The organism is Nocardiopsis yanglingensis, assembly GCF_045809185.1.
GTDB lineage: Bacteria > Pseudomonadota > Gammaproteobacteria > Xanthomonadales > Xanthomonadaceae > Stenotrophomonas > Stenotrophomonas yanglingensis.
The window spans coordinates 57329-75293 of the sequence record NZ_JBJNRH010000008.1; the positions used below are offsets into that span (position 1 = coordinate 57329).

Here is a 17965-nt window from a genome sequence, read left to right on the forward strand (position 1 = left end):
GCCGGGCATGGCCCGGCATTCCGCTCCTGTAGCGCCGGGCCGTCGCTCGGCTGCTTTCATCAATAACGCCCCACCAGGTTCAGGTACCAGCCGCGGTGGGTGTAGTCGAACTTCGTCAGGTCATCGCTGAAGTCGGTGAAGTTGTAGCCGACGCCGACGCGGACGTTGCGGCCGATGTCGCGGTCGACACCGGCCAACCAACCCTGCTTCGTGCCGCCATCGCGCACATCCAGCAGCCGGTACTCCAGCAGGCCATGCCACTGGTAGTACAGGTCGTAGCGCAGCTGCCCGGAGGCGAAGCTGGTAGCCGAATCGAACCACGGGCCGGTGCCACGCCCATAGCGCACCTCGCCTTCGCGGCGGGCGGCCTTGGCAGCCACTTCCCAGCGCTGATCGATGCGGTACACGCCTTCCAGCGACAGCACCTGGGTGCGCTGGTCGTAGTCCACGCCGTTGACCTGGCCCATCGTCGACAGGTCGTACAGGTAGCTGTAGCGACCGAACAGCGCCCAGCGGTCGTTGTCCCACGGGCGGTAGGCGAAGCCCAGGTTGCCCTCGATGAAGCGCGCGCCGGCCACCGGGTTGATCGCATCATCGGTGTCGGCGTAGTTGAAGCGCGCCGCAATGCGCCAGCTGTCATTGAGGCGATGGCTGAGGCGGTTGGTGCTCACCCATTGCGTGCGCCGCTCGGCACCCGTATCGCGACGCCATTCCAGTTTGCTCTGCCATTCGGTGCCCGGCGAGGTGCGACCGCCGGACAGGCTCACCGCCTTGCGATCGACCTGGCCGGTGCTGGCATCCAGCTTGCCGTTGCTAAGCGTGAAGCCCGCGTTCCAGCCCACCGCCGGATAAAAATCCATGCCGAAGGTGTGCGCCAGCCCGGACTCCTGCCCGGATTTCAGGAACTGGCTTTCGTTGAACACGTTGACCTGGTCGGATAGCCGCCAGCGCTGGCCCAGGGTCCATCCATCCTGCGCATTGGGGCTGAACAACGGGTCGTACTCGCTGCGGTCGGTCGACTGGGTAAACGCACCGTAGAAGCTGTGCTGCGGGGTCAGCCGGTACTCGGCATTGACCTGTGCGGCGGTCCCGCGATCACCATCACTGACTTCGGCGCCGACGGTGGACAGGTTGGCGAACGTCCAGGTACCACCCGCCACCACCGCATCGTTGTCGGCATAACGGCCGTGGTCGTCGTCCACGGTCAACTGGCCGCCACCATATACATCCAGCGAGGTGCCGATGCGATGGGTGTAGCGTGCGGCCGCCAGCAGGCCGGCTACGTTGCCGCCACTGCCCCTGTTTTCCTGCACCCGGCGCAGTTCGGCGGACAGTCGATCGTTGTCGCCGATCCGCCATTCGGCGGTGGCCTGCGCCTGGATCAGCGACTCCGCGCCACGCCGTGCCTCGCTGTAGCGCGCGTACAGGCTGAAATCGTCGGTCACGTAACCGAGCAGTTCGGCGCCCTGCTCGCGCACGCGCTGGCCGGTGTCGAAGCGCCCGACCGAGTAACCTCCGTCCACCTGGCGCCACCAGGCACCGGCGCTCCAGTCGCGCTGGGTCCAACCCAGCTCGCGCAGGTTGATGCGGGCCTCGACCGCCGTCGCCTCGCCTTCGCGCGGCCCCTCTGGATTGAGCCGGCTGAAGCTGAGTCCGCCGTTGTCGGAGAAGAACACCGGCGCACTGGTCGCCTCGCTGCGGCTGTGTTCCACCTTCAGGTAGGTACCGCGGCCTGCCTGCAGAGTCAGGTCCGCCCCCTTCAGCGAGTAGTCCTGACCGGCGCGCTGTTCGTCCACATAGGTGGCGCCCACCGCCACGTGATCGCCGAACCAGTGCTTGCCACGTACGCCGGCGGTGATGTCATCGCTGTCGAACCCGGTCGGCACCCATTCGTAGTCGACAATCAGGCGCTGCTCGTAGCCGTCCAGCGGCACGTCGCGGCTGATCCGGCGCAGGTTCTCACGGCTGACCTGGGCCAGCGGCCGGGTCAGCAGGATGCGGCCCTGCAGGGCATCGATCTCGTAGTCGGCGCCGCGCACCATCGGCACGCGTTGCTCGACACGGCCGGTGGTGCGGTCGCGGATCTCCAGCACCACCTGGTCCGAGCCACTGAGGATGCTGGCATGGCGCAGGTAGTACAAACTGCCGCCGGTACCGATGAACTCGCTGTGGCCCGGGGCGGTTTCGGCCTGCGACCCGAACAGGCGCAACTCGCTGCGTGCGTCACCCCAGGCATTGGCGCCGCGCGAGCGCCACGACAGCGCCGCACCGTACAGCGAGCGCACATACTGTGCGTATTCGGTGCCGGTCAGCCCGGTGTTGTAATTGCCCCACAACGCCTGGTTCTTGTCCCAGTCCAGCCGCAGGTAGAAGCGGCCCATGCTGTCGACATCACGCTGGGTCAGCGAATCATCGCCGTAGGTCGGGTAGTACAGGTCCGGGTCGAGGCTGCGGAACAGGTCGCGTGGGTCGGCGGTGGTGAAGCCGGTGAACAGCTCGTCCAGCGGACGGTTCTGGGTATCGGCCTGTGCGGTCAGCAGGTAGCGGCCACGCGTCTTGGCCTTCAGGTAGAAGGCCAGGCGGCCATCGCTGAGCACATCATCGTTGCGCTCGCCGCGGGCAAGATCCTGCCCTGCTCCGCTGGCCTTGTTCTGGTACACAGTGATGTCGGCCAGGCCGACACCGAACAGGTACCGGCCACTGACATCGACCTCCAGCGTGCGTGCGATGGCCGGCGCATCCGGCCGTTCGACGCGCACGTCGAAGGCGTGGTGGCCGATCGGCATCAGGTACTCGGCAGCGAACTTGCGGTCCTGGTCCAGCGGATAGCTGTCACCGTTGATCTTCAGCGCCGCGCCCTGAGGCAGGTCGCGGCCGCGCAGGCGGACCCGCGAGCCGTATACGGGGATGTTCTGCTGGCGCAGGCCGTTGCTGTCGAATACCTGCTGCAGCAGCGACAACGATGCCGCCTGACTGGCATCGACAGGCGTGCCCCGCCTATCCTCCAGTGCGTCACGCAACTGCTGGTTGCCGCGCTCGAACTCCGCCGGGGTCACCAGCTGCATCGACTGCGCGGTGGTCTCATCCACATTGCCCTCGGCATCGAAGGCACGCAGCACATAGACCAGGCGGTCGCCTCGACGCAAGGGTGTCGACGCCGGCAGCCTGCCGTCCCAGCTGCCCTGCGCGACGGCGGCCACCGGCAGTTCGAACTTCGCGAGCGGCGCAACGCGATCGGTGTCGCTGCCGCGATAGAGGCTCACTTCCAGGCGCTGGATGAAGGCGGTGTAGTTGCCGCGCACATAGAATTCGACCGGTCGCACGATGCGACCTTCGTCGAAGGCGACCATGCCCGGTGCCGACACCGACAGTTCTGGCTGGCCCATGGCCGGGTCTTCGGTGGCCCAGATCGCGCCCCCTTCGGGAAGGCGAATCATGAACTCGCCCCGGACCGTCGCTTTGCCTGGTTCATCGATCGCCACGCTGACCCGGCGATCCGGCTGCAGCGCCTGCGAGCTGGAGCGCGTCGAGGTGCCTTCGGTCACCGGCTCGTCATAGCTGCGCGAGCGCAGGCTGAACAGCAGTTCGCCCTCGGCATTGCACTGGTTGCCGTCGCAACGGATCGGTGCTGGCTCGGCGGCGGGCGGCGCCGCCTGGACGGCACCGGCCAGCCCCAGCAGCATCGCCTGGTACAGAACGGCGCGCTGCAGGTGGGCCGCGCGACGCGCGGTAGAGTGATGCGCGCTCATCGGCGTGCCTCCTGTTGGCGGGCGGCCGCGCGGGTGGCGGCGCTCTCCTCGTTGCGGACGCGCAGGCGCTGCTGCACGGCTGGGCTGAGCTGGCTGCGCAGCGCCTCGAACACGGCATTGGCACGACGCAGGCCCAGCGCCTGGTTGTAGGCATGGCTGCCGCGCACATCGGTGTGCCCGACCAGGCTGACCTGGCCACCCCCCATCTTCTCCAGGCGCGCGGCGATGGCCGCCAGCAGCGGCATGAACTCCTCGCGAACGACCGCCTTGTCGGTGTCGAACAATACGTTGCCGAGTAGCGCGCCAGCGGCATCGACACCGGCCAGCAGCGAGTGCGGATCCTGCACGTCGGTGCGCAGCTGCACGGTCAGGCCTGCGCGCGCACTCTCTGCCACTTCGGCCTGCAGCGCATCGCGCACCACCTCCGCACGGGCAAAGGCCAGCGCCTGGCTTTCGCCATTGGCCGCGATCACCACGTCCCCGCCCTGGTAGCGGTCCACCACCTCGGCCATCTTCGCCAGCACGGGGTGATAGCTGGCACGCAGTTCGCTGCTACCCGGAGCGAACAGAACTTCGCCGAGGGCGAGCTCCATGCGTTCGGTCGCAGCCTGCGGCGACGGTGGCAGGCGCACGCCGAAGCTGAAGCGCGTCGGCACGCCCTGGGTGACCCGTCGCAGCAGCGGATTCTCGGTGGTCAGCTCGGCTCCGGCCGGTATCGTGGCCGGGTCCAGCTTGATGATGAAGTTGCGCCCCAGGCGTGCATCACCGCCGTGGACATCGGCCAGGTGGTAGCGCCCGAACGGATCGGTCTCCACCAGCAGGCCTTCCACCGTGGCCAGGCGCACACCGGGGATGCCCTGCTCCTGGATGCCTTCGTTGCCGATCACGTAAGCCACTTCGTAGCCGTCGGCCACGCGTGCGACCTCACGGCGTACGGTCGGCGCGGCGGCGGTCAGGCCCTTGCCGGCATCGCCACTGAGCTGCACGCTCGTCGTCCCCTGCGCATCCATCCGCAAGCGATGCCCCTGCGCGCTTTCCAGCACGAAGTCATCACTGAAGGCCAGCTCGCGCAGGCGCTGGCGCAACACCACCTGGTGGGTCTCGACGGTGTCGGAGGTCGACGCGCGTCCGTGCACCACGCCGATCTGCACGCCGTGCAGCAGCGGCGCACTGGCATCGGCCAGCGGTTGCGGGCCTTCACCACGGTCCAACGTGGTCGAGCCCGGCACATAGGCCGCAGCAGCGAACCCGCCCTGCACTCGCACGCCGCTCAGCTCGGCACTGTCCTGCCAACCGTCGCCATCGCGGTCATCGAACACGGTGCCGAACACCAGGCTGTCTTCCAGCAGCGGGTCGGCATCCATCGCCACCTCGGCGGTGGCCACGTTCGACAACGGACTGCCGTCATCGGCAGTCGCTACCGCCTGATTCACGTGGGTGCCGCTGCGCACACCGGCGCCCACCCGCAGCAGATAGGTGATGGTGGCACTGCGACCCACCGCGATGTCCACCGCACCGATGCGCAGCGGCGACCGGCTGCTGGCCAGCGCGAACGCACCGTCATCGTCGGCCACGCGCATCGAGCCATCCACGTAGCTGAAGCCCGGCGGTGGCGTATCGACCACCACGCCATCGCGCCAGTGGCTGCCTCCCACGTTCTCCACCACCAGCTGGTAGCGCACCAGGTCGCCCACTTTCACCCGACGCGGGTTGGCGGTCTTGGTGATGCGCAGCGAGAAATCAGAGATCACCTTGTGATGCGTCTCGCAGGTCGTGCACTCCGGGGGCGGCGAGCCGTCCGGGTACTGCCCGCGTAGACGATTCAGCACCTGGGTCCGCGCTTCCTGGTTGACGATCGCCTGGTAGACATACTCGTGGCGACCAACCGGTGTACCGCTCGGCACCGTGCAGACGATGTCCGCGCCCTGCTGCGCACAGCCGGCGGGCAGGCTTTCGATGTTCAACCCTGCATCAGGCGTATCGACCAGCTGCAGCGGCTGGCGCAGGGCAGCGCGCTCAACGGTGGCAACCAGGGTGTAGCTCAGGCGGTCACCCGGACGCACGTCGGTGCCGCTGGCCGGGCCGGACTGCTTCTCCAGCACCACGCGCGGGTCGGCCAACGCATGTTCGGTACTGCAGTCACCGCTGCAGGTGGGCGTATCACCGCCACTGCCGAGCACCGCATTGCGCACGCTGCCGGTGGCCTGCGCATTGACCCGCGCGCGATAGCCCAGTGTGTAGGTGCCCGGCGCGGTCCCGGCCGGCAGCGTGCACACCAAAGGGTTGCTGCCGTTGCAGGTGAACGGACCGGGCTGGGTGACCGACTGCAGGTCCAGGCCGCGGCCAAGGGTATCGGTCAGGGTCACCACATCCAGCGTCTGCGAATTGGAGACCGTCACCTCGACGCTGTAGTCCACCGCATCACCGATATCGACTGGCGCCACCGTGCTCGATTGCTTGCGGTAGGTCACCACCGCCGACAGCACCGGCGTGGTGGTGCCACAGTTGCTGGTACAGGTATTGGTGCCGGTGCCACTGCCCAGCACCGCGTTGCTGACGCTGCCCTTGGCCTGCGCGTTCACCTTTGCGGTGTAATCCACCGTATAGGTGCCCGGCGCGGTACCGGCCGGCAGCGTGCACACCAGCGGATTGCTGGCGTTGCAGCTGAAGCCCTGGCTGGCGGTGACCGCGCCGAAATCGAGACCCGGGCCCATGGTGTCGGTCAGGGTGAACACGGACGTGGTGCGCGAACGGCTGACCACGGCGGTGAGCGTGTAGGCGATGCTGTCGCCGACCTTTACCGCACCTGCAGCGGCCGAGGTCTTCCGATAATCGATCTCGCTGCCTGCCACCGGCGTAGTGGTATCGCAGTTGGCCGTGCACGACGGATTGTCGCCACCACTGCCCAGCACCGCGTTGGTGACTTGGCCGCTGGCCTGCGCATTCACTACGGCGGTGTAGGACAGGCTGTAGCTGCCCGGCACGGTACCGGCCGGCAGCGTGCACACCAGCGGATTGCTGGCGTTGCAGCTGTAGGCGCCTGCGCTGGCCACCGCACCAAAGTCCAGACCGGTGCCCAGGGTGTCGGTCAGGGTCACCACAGCGGTGGTGCGTGAGTTGGTCACCACCGTGGTCAGTGTATAGGTCAGGCGATCGCCCACCGACACCGGACCCGTGCTGTTCACCGACTTGGCGTAGCTCACGCCCGGCGTTGCCACCGGCGTGGTGGTGTCGCAGTTCACGCTGCACGACGGGTTGTCGGTGCCGCTGCCGAGTACGGCATTGCGCACGCTGCTGCTGGCCTGCGCGTTGACGGTCGCGCCGTACGTAAGGCTGTAGGTGCCAGGCACGGTGCCCGCCGGCAGTGTGCAGACCAGCGGATTGGCGGCATTGCAGGTGAAGGCTCCCGCACTGCTCACGCCCACGAAGTCGAGGCCGTTGCCGAGGGTATCGGTGAAGGTGAGCACACCCGTCGTGCGTGCACGGGTCACGGTCACGCTCAGCGTGTAGTCGATGCGGTCACCGACCCGCACCGGGCCACCGGTGGACGCCTGCTTGGCGTACACCACCTGCGGGCTGGCCATCGGCGTGGTGGTATCGCAGCTGCCCACGCAGGACGGGTTGTCGGTGCCACTGGGCACTACCGCATTGCGCACCTGGCCGCTGGCCTGCGTGTTGACAATGCCGGTATAGGAGAACGCATAGCTGCCCGGCACGGTGCCGGCCGGCAGCGTGCACACCAGCGGGTTGCCCGGCGCGCAGGTGAACCCACCTGCGTTGGTCACGCTGCCGAAATCCAGGCCGGTGCCCAGCGTATCGGTCAACGTGGTCACCGCCGTTGTACGGGCATCAGCCACCAACACGGTGACGGTGTAGGCGACGCTGTCGCCCACCGCCACCGGACCGGTCGTACTGCTGGCCTTGGAGACCGAGATCTTCGGTGCCGCCACCGGGGTGGTGGTGGTGCAGTTGCTGCTGCAGGTCGGCGTATCGGTGCCGGTGCCGACCACGGTGTTGACCACTTGGCCGCTGGCCTGCGCGTTGACGGTGGCGGTGTAGCTCAGGCTGTAGGTGCCCGGCACCGTGCCGGCCGGCAGCGTGCACACCAGTGGATTTGCCGCATTGCAGGTGAACGAGCCGGCATTGCTGACACTGCCGAAATCCAGGCCGGTGCCCAGCGTGTCGGTCAGGGTCAACACATCGCGGGTATTGCCATCGGCCACGGTGACGTCGACGGTGTAGCTCACCGTCGCACCCACCGCGACCGGACCAGCCGTGTTGGAACGCTTGGCATAGCTGACGCGCGTCACCGGCACGGTCACGTCACTGCGCGTGCAGTGGTCGGCGTCGGTGCAGCTGCTGCCCGGCGTTGGCGGCGTGCCGTTGTTGAACGGATCGTGGCCACCGCCCACGCTGGCGTGGTTGGTCAGTACACCGGTCGCCGCCGCAGTGACCGTCACCGGCAGGGTGAACGCCGATGTGGATCCTGCGCTACCGGCTGCCGCGAGAACCTGGTTGCTGGTGCAGGTGACATCCTGGCCGCTGGCCGTGCAACTCCAGTTGCCGCTCACATGCACGCCCGCCCAGTTCGCGACGATGCCGGCAGGCAGCTGGTCGCGCACGGTGATCACCCCCGCAGGCACGTTCGGCGGATTGCCGGTCGGCACGTCGCTGGTATTGCTCACCGTCAGCGTGTACTGGGTTCCGGCCTGGCCGTAGTTCCAGATGCCGCCGGTGGCATTGTTGCTCTTCACCACCTTCAGCGATGGCGCGGTGATGGTGATCCGATGATCTTCCACCTCGCCGTCATCGGCCACGCCGGTCGGGTTCTGGATCTGCGCTGCATTGGTGGCATAGCGCAGGCGCACATAGCTGGTACCGGCACTCACCGTGTTCGGGACACTCCAGCTGAGGTTGGCCTGTCCGCCGCTGCACGCCGCGATGGTGCTGCGCTCATTGGTATCGAAGCTGCCATTGCGGTTGAAGTCGATCCAGCCGGCCACGCTGCCACTGCCCGCGCAGGCCACCGCTTGGTTGATCTGCGTGCCGGCCTGCATCACGGTCAAGCGGTAGCTGGTCGGCCACGCATCTTCCTCGCGACTACCGGCCACCGGCGAATTGTCGTCACCCAGCGCGTCCAGGCTGTAGCTGCTCTGCTGTTCGGTATCCGGGCCGAGGCTGCCGAGGAAATCGGTCAATGGCGGCGCCAGGCCACCCGGTGTGTACGCAGCGGTGTTGATGTTGAAGTTGCTGCTGCCCTGCGGAATGCCATCGGAGCGGAACTGCAGGTCATCCACCACGTGCATCGCATCGCCGTAGCTCTGCGGCGCATCACCGAAGTCCGCGTAGGGCACCAGCAGGCCGATGGCGATGGCAGTGGTCCCGCTGCCTCGCATCGAGAAGCCCATGTTCACGGCCAGATTGCCCGGCGCGTGCGCGGCGTTGTCAAAGCTGAGGAACGTGACTGCCGCCGTGTTGTCGTCGTTGCCGGGGCCGAAGCGGATCACCTGGTTGGCGCCGCTGGTCGACTTGTTGACCAGATACGGCGTGCTGTTGGCCAGGTTCTTGCGGACCTCGACCACGTTCCAGGTGCCCTGCGCACTGGCCTCAACGAACTCGCCACTGTTGTTGATCGACTCGGCGTCGGCCATCACCACGCCACGCAGGCGATAAGGCGCCCCCCCCACGGTCGAGGTGCAGGTGATGCTGAAGCTGGATGTACCACCGGCACGCGCAATGCCGGCAATCAGCTGGTTGCTGCTGCCGGTACCGCCGATGTTGTACAGATCGTCGAGGCTGTCACCGCCAAAGTTGCCGGGACGATAGCTGCGCAGCACGTTGGTCTCGGCCGTGTTCAACCGACAGTCGACGCGCAGGTTGATGCCCGATGCGATGGGCAGGTCGATCGATGACGTCGCACCATCGTTGAGTACGACGTTGTTCACTCCGTTGGCACCGCCGCCCCAGGTCAACCACAACACCGTGTTGCGATACGGGCTGCTGCCGCCGGTCGCATACGCGGCCGCCCACGCCAGCGAGGGCGCGCCCATCAGGAACAACAACATCAGGCCAAGTGCCATCCAGCGGCCTGGCTGCGCGCACTGCTGGGTTTTCTTGGGATGAACGCATCCACCGCCCGCGCGAATGCGCGACGTCGTCGACTGCCACATGGTGATTTCCCCGGTCGGCCCGCGTAGGAGCCGCTGTTCAGTGGGTCGCCTGGGACGAGCTCATCAGCCTGGCGACGCGCGTCGCACGTTCTGCCGGCTCCATGGCCACTACAACCGTCCCAGGACCCGTTGGTCAGGTATGAAGTTCAGCGACTACGATACCGCACCGCAACAAAAGTGTGATGAACGTCTCATTTAAAGTTGCCGATCCTGGCGTTGTTCGACGAGCACAGTTGTAGCAACCCGGAAGTGCGACACCGTGCACGATTCCGGCAGCGCGAACGCCCTTTCCGGCAAGACGTCACGCGAATTCGGCTCAGGGTGCAGTGCAGGCCCAGATCGGCGCGGCGTGCGCTGCGGGCATCGCGATCAGGATTTCATCGCACCATGCTGGAACGACGCCAGCAACGTGGAGGCGGCCATGGCCGGGGCCAGCCGACCGCGTGCGAGTGACCAGGTAATGCCGTAGAAGCAGGTCCAGTAGAAATCGGCCAGCCACACCGCACTGAACTCGACGTTGAACACGCCGCCCTTCTGGCCGCGCAGGAAAAACGCCTCGAAACGCTCGCCGATCGGCGCCCAGCGCTCCGGCAGCAGATGCAGGTCACCCTGGCGCTGCTGCTCTTCCATCATCCGCGCGAACAGCAGCGTCACCAGTTCCCAGTCCGCCAACAGTGTGGCGGTGACCTGCTCAAGCACATGGCGTGCATCACCGCCTTCGTCGAACCAGACCGCCGCCGCTTCCAGACGCTCGAAGCCTGCGGCGAACAGTGCTTCGTCTATTGCTTCACGTGTCGGTGCAAACCGATACAGCGTGGCCCGGCTGATGCCTGCCCCCCGCGCCAGTTCGCTGAGCGTGCAGCGCGGATGGCTGACCAGGGTGGCTGCCAGGGCGTGGTGCACGTCGCGGCGGGTGTGTGCTGCAGCAGGTCGCATGAAAGCGCTGAGGTGTGGGTTCGCCCCCACGCTAGCATGAATCATCAATTAATAGACTGAATCAAAAATGATTCACAGGAAACACAGATGCGCTACAACAGAGCTGCGTCCGGTGCGCCCGGGTCGGTGCACGGCAGGGAACGCGTCACAGGCATCGAAGGAGAAAGGCCATGCTGCATCCACTGCGCGATATCGCTGTGCTGTTCGATGCCAGCGACACCGGACAACGCGTGCTGAACATCGCCTCTCACCTGGCACAGGCACAGCAGGCCCATCTGGTCGCAGTGTCCACTGCCCAGCATCCCACCGACATCGCCAACGGCTTCGCGCGGGGTGCCGGCATCGCCGCCGCACTCGACCATGAGGCGCGCGCGGATGCCGCCTGCACCGCGCAGCTGATGCAGAACCTGCGCGCTGTGTCCGAGCCGCTGCAGATCAGCACCGAACTGCGCATCGTCTCGGACTATCTGGGTGGCGCCGACCTGGCCCTGCAGTCGCTGTACTGCGACCTGATCATCGCCGGCTATCCGCATACACCCGGGGCCCCCAGCGGCTGGCGGCCCCTGGGCACGCTGCGCCAGACCGGCGTGCCGATGCTGCTGGTACCGCCGCACTGGCAAGGCGATCAGGTCGGCCATCGCATCGTGGTGGCCTGGAACGCCAGCAAGCAGGCACGTCGCGCGGTAGCCGATGCGTTGCCGTTGCTCGCGCGTGCACAGGCAGTGCACCTGCTGATGGTCGACACGCCCAAGGCCGAGGCCACACCCGGCGCAGAGATGGCCCAACATCTGGCACGGCATGGCGTTGAGGTGGAGATCCAGACGATCAGTTCGAGCCAGGGCGGCGTTGCCGCCACCATCCGCCAGCACGTATTGGATGCCGACGCCGACCTGCTGGTGCTGGGCCCTTACAGCCGCAGCCGGGTGGTCGAGCGCGTGCTCGGCGGGGTCACCGAGGATCTGCTGGCCGAAGTGCCGGCGCCGCTGTTCGTATCACATTAGTGCCGCCCTGCCCCGCCCTGCCCCGCCCGGCGGTAGCCCGTCAGCGATTGACCGGTGTGCCGCCGGAAGTACCGGCACAGGTAGGACGCATCCTCGAAACACAAGCGCTCGGCGATGCGACCGATCGGCAATTCGCTGTAGGTCAGCAGTGCCTTGATCTCCAGAACCACCTGGCGGTCGATCAATGCCTTCGGTGTTTCGTCGAAGCACTCGCGGGTCAGCTGCGAGAGATAGAACGGGGTGATGCACAGCGCGTCGGCATAGGACTGCACGTCGCGCTGGCGGGTACTGCGCTGCCCAACCAGCTCCCAGAAGTTCCAGGCCAGGCGCTCGCGTCGGCTGACCTGCGCAGGCGCCCTCTTCTGCTTCGGCAACAACGTGGCCATCTTCAGGAAGAAGCTCTGCAGCAGATTGCGCAACATCACGTGGCGATGCCGTCCACCGTTGTGCTGCGCGTCCATCATCAGCTGCAGCCATCCCTGCAGCAACGGCACATCCAGCGGTGACGGCCGGCAGTGCGGCTGTTCGTGCAGGAACTGGAACAGCGCATTGGGCAGCACATAGGCCACCTCCGATGCCAGCGCCTTGGGCATCAGGCAGACCATCGCCAGGAAGCCGCGTGAGCGTTGCCGCAGAAGTGCCAGCGTGTCCTCTGCCAACACCAGCACATCATGACGCTGCACCGCTACCTCGCGGAAGTTCAGCGCAAAGCGGGCGCGCCCCGAGACGCATACCAGTACCGCCAGATAGGCGTGACCGAACGACAACGGGACGCCCTGCCCTTCGGCCAGCGTGCTGACCTCCAGGCGCATGGATTCGTCCTGATCCAGAAGCTGGGGTACGCGGTCCATGGGCCGTTCCGGCTGGATTCCGGGCCCCAGCATACCCGGGCCGGACGGCGAGTTGTGAAAAGTACCGGAATCATCAAGGTCCCGCTCTGGGTGGGCCGGGCCTGGCGACCTAGCCTGTGCACTCTCCTTTCCCATTGGAATCGACATGCAGCTGCACACCGAACGCTTGATTCTGCGCCCCTGGCGCGACACCGATGCCGCCGATCTGTACGAGTACGCCCGCGACTCGCGCGTGGGCCCGATCGCTGGCTGGCCGGTGCACACCAGCGTCGAGGAAAGTACCGAAATCATCCGCACCGTCTTCAACCGGCCAGTGGTCTACGCACTGCAGAGCCGCGAGGATGGCCACGCGATCGGCTGCGTCGGCATCCTGATCGGCGCCGACAGCAACTTCGATATCAGCGATCGAGAGGGTGAGATCGCCTACTGGATCGGCGTACCGTACTGGGGTCGCGGACTGGTGCCCGAAGCGGTGCGCGAAGTGATGCGGCACGCCTTCATGGACCTGGAGCTGGACGCACTGTGGTGCGGCTACTTCGCCGACAACCTGCAATCACTGGCCGCGCAGAGCAAATGCGGTTTCCAGCATCACCACACCGAAGTGAACAAGTTCAACAGCTTCCTCGGCGACTACCGCACCGAGCACATCAGTCGCATTACCCGCGAGCAATGGTTTGCCCTGCAGGCCACCTTGCCAGCATGAGCGGAGTTCAGGCTGACGTGCGCTGCATGAACAGAAGTTCTGGCGTCGAGGACGCATCAACCTGCTGGAAACCGAGATCGCGGTACAGGGCCACGGCAGCTGCGTTGTCACGATAGACGCGCAACGTGAGGCGCTGCACACCGGCTCCGTGCATGGCCTGTGCACTCAAGGCCTGCATGAGCAGCCGGCCAAGGCCGCGCCCGCGTGCCAGCGGGGAAACAATGATGCGGCCCAGGTGCGCGGCGCCGGCGCCGGTCATCCAGTACTGGCCAAAGCCAAGGCACTGGCCCTGCTCGTCAAGCAGCGCCCAGCCCGACCGCGACCCGAGCTCGAGCACCTGCGCGAACCGTTCCGGCGGCAAGGGAAACGGCACGCCGGGGCCCGCCCAGCGCTGGGTGGCCGCGGTGGAATCAAGCCAGCCGGCGATGCTGGCGTAGTGCGAAGGCTGGACAGCGTAAAGGTTCGGTTCCATGACGCTCATGGTGCGCCATTTGCACTGGTCAGACACGCTGCAGGACGGCACTTGAGTTTTGTCATAGGACAATAAACAATGCCAGGCGTCCAGCCCCTTCCCCCCTCCCGGGAGATCCCATGTTCAAAGGCCTCAGCGCGTTTCCACTGACCCCGCTCTCTGAAACCGGCATCGACTTTCGTGCGTTTGCCGGACTGGTCGAGCGCCTGGCCGATTCCGGTGTTGATTCGATGGGCGTGCTTGGCTCCACTGGCAGCTACGCCTATCTGGAGAAGCATGAACGCAAGCGCGTGCTGCGCGAAGCACTCCCGCGTGCCGGGAATGTTCCGGTGATTGTCGGCATCGGTGCATTGCGTACTCGCGATGTGCTGGAGCTGGCCCTGGACGCCGAGGATGCAGGTGCTGCAGGCCTGCTGCTCGCCCCAGTGTCCTACCAGCCCCTGAAGGATCATGAGGTGCAAGCGCTGTTCGAAACCGTATGCGCAGCGGTGCGCACGCCGATCTGCGTCTATGACAATCCCGGCACCACGCACTTCCGCTTCTCGGATGCGTTGCACGGCCGGATTGCGGCGCTGCCGAACATCGCCTCGATCAAGATTCCGCGCCTCGCTGATGATCCCGTCGAGGCTAACGCGCGCGTTGCGGCACTCCGTGCGTGTGTTCCCGCACATGTGACCTTGGGCGTCAGTGGTGATGCATCTGCGGTGCGTGGACTGCTGGCAGGGTGCGATGGCTGGTATTCGGTGACCGCCGGACTGTTCCCCGAGGTTGCGCTGCAGATCATGCGGGCCGTGGGTAGTGGCGATAAAGAGGGTGCCATTGCCCTGTCTGCCCGGCTGGCGCCGCTGTGGTCGCTGTATGACCGGTTTGGCGGGATTCGCGTGATGGCCCGCGCGGCGGCGCTGCTGGGGCTGTGCGGCGAAGACTGCCTGCCGCTGCCATTGCAGGGGCTATGTGGTGGCGAGCGCGAGGAGGTGGCGGCGGTGCTGGGCGGGCTGGGGTTGTTGTAGAACTCCAGCCAGCGACTGCAATAGTGCCGAATGGTGACCCCGGCCCGATTCGAACGGGCGACCTTTTTCTGGTAGGCGGCCATGATCTGGGCGGTTTAACACATGGCAGCTATCTGACCACAGTGCCGTTCTGGAGACGTGATGGAGGCCTACCGCGTCAGCCGCACGGTAAACGCGCCCCGGAACAACCGCGAAGATCTGTTGCTGCAGATCACCTGGGATTCGCGACACCAAGATGCGAATTGTCCTCTGTAAGGCCCGCGAAAGCCCGGGACCATACCTTTCCCCTTCGCAGTACAACACAAGCAGCAGAACGCTGTTCGCGCATCAGTCTTTGCATGGGGGCAACGTGGCGAGCTTGAGTTGGTTCGACGGAATGGTCCTCGGCTTCTTGCTCGGCGTCGCTGCAAGCACAATTGCCGCATTCCTCGCCCTCCGCGACAAAAGCCGGGATGAATGACCACAGTACAAGCTGCGGTCCGCCTGAAATGGGTGGAGGCCCACACCACCCGCGCAGCGAACGTCCGCGCAGAGCCCGCATTCCGCACCTGTGAGAGCAACTGCCGCTTCAAGACACCCTGCAAGCCTGCTAAATGTCGCAATCCATTGATTTATGGTGACCCCGGCCCGATTCGAACGGGCGACCTTCCCCTTAGGAGGGGGACGCTCTATCCAGCTGAGCTACGGGGCCATTGGCAGCGGCACAGGATACCGCGTCCAGCTGAATGGACCAAGCGCGGGGCGTTCTGCAGGACGGCCAGCATCAGTATTCTGTGCGCATCTACCCGCTGCACTTATACCGTCGCCGCATGATGACCTTATGGGAGAGCCTGTCTGCACTCGGCGACAGCCGCGCCTTGTTTCCGCTTGCCACTGTACTCGCCCTGTTCCTGCCAACCTCTCACCGCCACCTGCTGTGGCGCTGGGCCGTGGCCATCACTGTGGTCGCCGCGACCACTCTGGCCAGCAAGATCGCCTTCATGGGCTGGGGTTTCGGGTTGGAGCATCTGGATTTCACCGGCATCTCCGGGCATGCCGCCATGTCCAGCGTGCTCTATCCCGTGACCTTATGGCTGCTGGCCAGCGGCCGCAGCCGACACTTGCGGGCCTGGGCCGTCGCTGGCGCGGGGCTTGCAGTCGCGATCGGATACTCTCGACTGCCTTTGCGGGCCCATTCCCCCTCCGAGATCATCATAGGACTCAGCCTCGGCCTGGCTGCGTCGGCTTGGGTGCTGCGTCGCGGACAGACGCTGGGCAACATCCTGGCGGTGCATGGCCGGGCCGCGTTGCTGGCCATTGCCGCCGCCATGACCACGCCGATATTGCTCGCAGATTTACACACTCATGACCTCGTGAAGGCCGCTGCGAAGACACTGTCCGGCCGCACGCAGGCATTCGAGCGCCAGAATCTACGCGGCAATTCGTCGCCAGACAGAGGCCATCATTAGACACGAAGTTTTCACAAATCTTGACAGCAAGGGTTCATCCGCAGAATATGTGAAAGGAATTTCCCCTGACGGAGCAGGCCTCCCATGTTCAAGAAGACGATCGCAGTTGTGGCACTGGCGGCCCTGTCCGCCTCCCCGATGATGAGTTTCGCGCAGGAAGCGCAGGCTACGGCCGGCACGGAGGCTACTGCGGCTGAAGTTGCCGGCGCAGAAGCTGCTGGCGTCTCGACCGCTGCAGTCGTGGGCACCACCGTAATCGGCGTGGCCGCCGCTGCCGTTGCCTACAGCATCGGCGGCGACAGCACGAGCGGCAGCAATGACGGCGGCAGCGGCACTGATCCGGGCGGCCCGGGTCCGGGCGGCCCTGGTACGGGTGGCACCGGCGGTACGGGCGGCACCGGCGGTACGGGCGGCACCGGCGGCACCGGCGGCTGATCAGCGCACCGCGTACCACTCAGGCCCTCGCCGGGCGCGGCCCGGCGGGGGTTTTTTATGCCTGCCAGACTCTCATTCCCATGAACAACATCACCCCTCGCCTTCTTGCCGCTGCGTTGATCGCACTGGCACTGTCCAGCTGTGCGCTTGCGCCGGGACAGCACCTGCGCCGCAGCGACGTCGCCGTTGACCGCAAGAGCGGCGATGGTCAGCTGGAAATCGTCACCATCACGCCGAAGCTGATCGCGCAGGAAAACGCTGCGCGGACGCAGAATTCACTCCCAGCTGCACTGTTCGATTATCAGCCTGCACCGTACACGGTCGGCGCCGGCGACATTCTCTATGTCACCGTATGGGATCACCCGGAATTGACTGTGCCGGCCGGCCCCCAGCAACAGGGCGCCCTGGCAGGGCGCCTTGTGCAGAGTGACGGCACGATGTTCTACCCGTACATCGGCAAGGTCACAGCCGCAGGCAAGACGCCGATGCAGCTCCGCGAGGAGATCAGCACCCGCTTGGCCAAGTACGTGGAATCGCCGCAAGTGGACGTATCCGTCCTCACCTATGGCAGCCAGCGAGTCTGGGTGACAGGCGCTGCCCAACGATCCTCGCCGATTGCTCTGGGCACCTCGCCGCTGACGCTGGCGGATGCGATCAGCCAATCCGGACTGGACAACCAGCAAGCCGACTTGTCCGGCATCCAGCTCAGCCGGGAAGGCACCACTTACACGATCAATCTGGAAACCCTGGCCCGCGAGTTTGGCGGCCGCCAATTGCTCCTCAAGGATGGCGACTCCATCTTCGTGCCCTACCTTGATCGCAAAGAGATCTTCGTGGTGGGCGAAGTCAATCAGCCCGGCGCCTACAGCTTCCGCACCGGCGATGTCTCGCTGAACCAGGCACTCGGCCGCGCTCGCGGCCTGCTTCAACAGACCGCAAACGGCAACGCCGTGTATGTCATCCGCGGCAGCACGGATCTGCAGCAGGAGCCCTCGATGGTCTATCAGCTGGAGGCGCGCTCGCCGACCGCGTTTGCCGCTGGTAGTCAGTTCCATCTGCAGCCAGGGGACGTGGTATTTGTTGGCGCAGCCGGCGTCAGCCGTTGGAATCGCTTTGTGAATCAGCTGCTGCCCTTCACCAATATCCTGTACAACGCGGCGCGTACCGGAACCGAAATCAAGGACAACTGA

At 65.8% G+C, this 17965-nt stretch carries 11 protein-coding genes and 1 tRNA gene; 6 read left to right on the forward strand and 6 right to left on the reverse strand.

Annotation, left to right across the window (positions count from 1 at the left end):
• Window positions 1–59 precede the first annotated feature (59 nt).
• The 3 genes from ACJ7C5_RS12425 to ACJ7C5_RS12435 form a co-directional block, all read right to left on the reverse strand.
• The gene (locus ACJ7C5_RS12425; RefSeq protein ID WP_412704068.1) at window positions 60–3749 is read right to left on the reverse strand and encodes a TonB-dependent receptor; all 3690 of its coding nucleotides are present in this window, start codon (window positions 3747–3749) and stop codon (window positions 60–62) included.
• Window positions 3746–9814: a CshA/CshB family fibrillar adhesin-related protein gene (locus ACJ7C5_RS12430; RefSeq protein ID WP_412704069.1), complete on the reverse strand. Its 6069-nt coding sequence runs from the start codon at window positions 9812–9814 to the stop codon at window positions 3746–3748. Before ACJ7C5_RS12430 ends, ACJ7C5_RS12425 begins: the two co-directional genes overlap by 4 nt.
• A 474-nt stretch (window positions 9815–10288) precedes the next feature.
• Entirely contained in the window at window positions 10289–10855 is a 567-nt protein-coding gene (locus ACJ7C5_RS12435; RefSeq protein WP_412704070.1) for a TetR/AcrR family transcriptional regulator, read from the reverse strand.
• Between the two features lie 170 nt (window positions 10856–11025).
• Here ACJ7C5_RS12435 and ACJ7C5_RS12440 point away from each other — a divergent pair, with 170 nt between their 5' ends.
• Window positions 11026–11856, forward strand: coding sequence for a universal stress protein (locus tag ACJ7C5_RS12440; protein WP_094001889.1), 831 nt, complete (start codon window positions 11026–11028; stop codon window positions 11854–11856).
• On the opposite strand, the gene ACJ7C5_RS12445 is transcribed toward ACJ7C5_RS12440, so the two are convergent.
• The gene (locus tag ACJ7C5_RS12445; protein ID WP_412704071.1) at window positions 11853–12707 is read right to left on the reverse strand and encodes an AraC family transcriptional regulator; all 855 of its coding nucleotides are present in this window, start codon (window positions 12705–12707) and stop codon (window positions 11853–11855) included. The two genes, ACJ7C5_RS12440 and ACJ7C5_RS12445, sit on opposite strands and share 4 nt — an antisense overlap.
• Window positions 12708–12852: 145 nt before the next feature.
• On the opposite strand from ACJ7C5_RS12445, the gene ACJ7C5_RS12450 reads away from it, so the two are divergent.
• Window positions 12853–13410 (forward strand): GNAT family N-acetyltransferase, encoded by a 558-nt coding sequence (locus tag ACJ7C5_RS12450; RefSeq protein ID WP_412704072.1) that lies wholly within the window; start codon window positions 12853–12855, stop codon window positions 13408–13410.
• Between the two features lie 7 nt (window positions 13411–13417).
• On the opposite strand, the gene ACJ7C5_RS12455 is transcribed toward ACJ7C5_RS12450, so the two are convergent.
• Window positions 13418–13954: a GNAT family N-acetyltransferase gene (locus ACJ7C5_RS12455; protein WP_412704073.1), complete on the reverse strand. Its 537-nt coding sequence runs from the start codon at window positions 13952–13954 to the stop codon at window positions 13418–13420.
• 47 nt (window positions 13955–14001) lie between these two features.
• Here ACJ7C5_RS12455 and ACJ7C5_RS12460 point away from each other — a divergent pair, with 47 nt between their 5' ends.
• Window positions 14002–14892 (forward strand): dihydrodipicolinate synthase family protein, encoded by an 891-nt coding sequence (locus ACJ7C5_RS12460; protein WP_412704074.1) that lies wholly within the window; start codon window positions 14002–14004, stop codon window positions 14890–14892.
• 614 nt (window positions 14893–15506) lie between these two features.
• Here ACJ7C5_RS12460 and ACJ7C5_RS12465 read toward each other — a convergent pair.
• Window positions 15507–15583, reverse strand: a tRNA-Arg gene (locus tag ACJ7C5_RS12465).
• A gap of 82 nt (window positions 15584–15665) precedes the next feature.
• Here ACJ7C5_RS12465 and ACJ7C5_RS12470 point away from each other — a divergent pair.
• From ACJ7C5_RS12470 to ACJ7C5_RS12480, 3 genes are all read left to right on the forward strand, one after another.
• On the forward strand, window positions 15666–16340 hold the full coding sequence (locus ACJ7C5_RS12470) for a phosphatase PAP2 family protein (RefSeq protein WP_412704075.1): 675 nt from the start codon (window positions 15666–15668) through the stop codon (window positions 16338–16340).
• Between the two features lie 84 nt (window positions 16341–16424).
• A complete protein-coding gene (locus ACJ7C5_RS12475) occupies window positions 16425–16775 on the forward strand; it encodes a hypothetical protein (protein ID WP_019338479.1) in 351 nt (116 codons plus the stop codon).
• 80 nt (window positions 16776–16855) lie between these two features.
• Window positions 16856–17965 carry a polysaccharide biosynthesis/export family protein gene (locus tag ACJ7C5_RS12480; protein WP_412704076.1) on the forward strand — a complete coding sequence of 370 codons (1110 nt, stop codon included), beginning with the start codon at window positions 16856–16858 and terminating at the stop codon, window positions 17963–17965.